This window comes from Collinsella aerofaciens (assembly GCF_028207065.1).
GTDB lineage: Bacteria > Actinomycetota > Coriobacteriia > Coriobacteriales > Coriobacteriaceae > Collinsella > Collinsella aerofaciens_AR.
The window spans coordinates 1-1,547 of the sequence record NZ_JAQLFP010000061.1 but is presented as its reverse complement, the minus strand read 5'-3'; the positions used below and the strand labels follow the sequence as shown (position 1 = coordinate 1,547).

General features: G+C 67.0%; 1 protein-coding gene. It reads right to left on the bottom strand.

Translation table 11 applies throughout. The features are described 5' to 3' along the window. Positions 1-115 precede the first annotated feature (115 nt). A complete protein-coding gene (locus PMX72_RS10235; RefSeq protein WP_271746218.1) occupies positions 116-1,273 on the bottom strand; it encodes an IS110 family RNA-guided transposase in 1,158 nt (385 codons plus the stop codon). Between the last annotated feature and the right edge of the window lie 274 nt (positions 1,274-1,547).

Sequence of the window (1,547 nt, the reverse complement as noted above, 5' to 3'; positions counted from 1 at the left end):
GGGGGGTGTTCCTATAGTTTTGTCAACTGGGCAATGCTGTTTTCGAGATTGAATCGCGACATGCTAACGCCAGGCCTTTCGGCCGATGGGCTCCAATCTGTTCGGAGCGCTTCGACTAGGCGGCGTAGGGCACCCTGTCCCGCATGATCGCGTAGATGACCTTCAGCCTCTTTCGTGCCAGCGCCTTGAGCGCCTTGCCGTGCGGCATGCCCCGCTCTCGGCACCTAGCGTAGTAATCGCCCCATCTTCCCTCTGTCCGGGTAAGGCAGTTGCACGAGAATATGAGCAGGTTCTTCAGCCTCTTGTTGCCTTGGCGCGATGCCGTCACCGAGGAAATCGAGGTCCCCGACTGGCGGTTGCGCGGCGCCAGGCCGCAGTACGACGCGAGCCTGTCATGGCTTGGGAAGTCTTCGATATCTATGGAGATCGCGAGCTCGGAAGCGGTTTTGGGGCCGATCCCCGGCACCGTCAGGAGGCATCGGTAGGTATCGTCGCCCTCGAGGAGGGCGGATATCTCCGCCGTGATCACATCGATCTCCGCCGAGTTCTCGGAGATCCTGCGCGCGAGCAGCCTCACCGCCCGGTCCTCGGCGGCGATGGCCGCCGCGTCCGGCCTTGTCGAGGAGGCCGTCGAGCGGACGAGGGCCTCGATCTTGCCGCGCGCCGCCCCGCGCGTGAGCGCCGCCGCCCTGCGGGGCCCGGCGTCGGCCACCGACCAGGCCCCGCCGAGGGATGCCATGAGCCTCAGCTGGGGACCGTCGGACAGGTCGACCAACGCCTCGAAGGCGGGGCACGATTCCAGCAGGATGCTGCGCAGCCGATTCTTGCTCCTGGTGTTTTCGCAGTTCAGGAAGTTTCTCTGGGCGGCCAGCGCCCTCGCCGCCGCGACCGTCGGGCCCGGATCCCTGACCGGCAGGAGTGCGTCGGGGATGCCCAGCGCCGTCTTCGCGATGACCATTGCGTCCCGCTCGTCGGTCTTGGCGTCGCCGGCGAAGAGCCTGGCGGCCCCGTGTGCCGCGAGTCCCGGCAGGTACGCCGCCGACATCCCGGCCGCCTTGGCGCGGGCGAGCGCGAGGGCGCCTATGTTGCGCGACTGGTCGACAACCACGAGCGCGTCGGGGAAGCGGCCGAACAGCGAGTCCAGATCGCCCTCCCTGTTCGCGACGGGGGCGCTCAGCAGTATCTCGCCGTCCCGGGTCGCGACGCATGCCCAATGGGACAATTTCCCGACATCGAGCCCGATGACGGCTTCCGGCATTCTAGGTGGTGCCACGGTGTTATCCTCCAATCGGTAGGCCGATCGGAACCCCTCCCTGCGACACCCACATTACCTGGCCGTGGCGCTTGCACCCGGCAGTTTCCTATCAGTCGTCCGGAGCGGCGAGCGCCCCCGGTGGCAACACCCCCCGGGCCCTCTACGGGGCAGGGGCAGACGGCCATCCGGAGGCGCCCGATCGGCGGCCCCTCGGGGCTTGCCCGTATCGTAGGCAATGCGCCGAATGCTCGCCATCGAAATTTATCGGTGGCCCACTTCAGACTGTAATGGG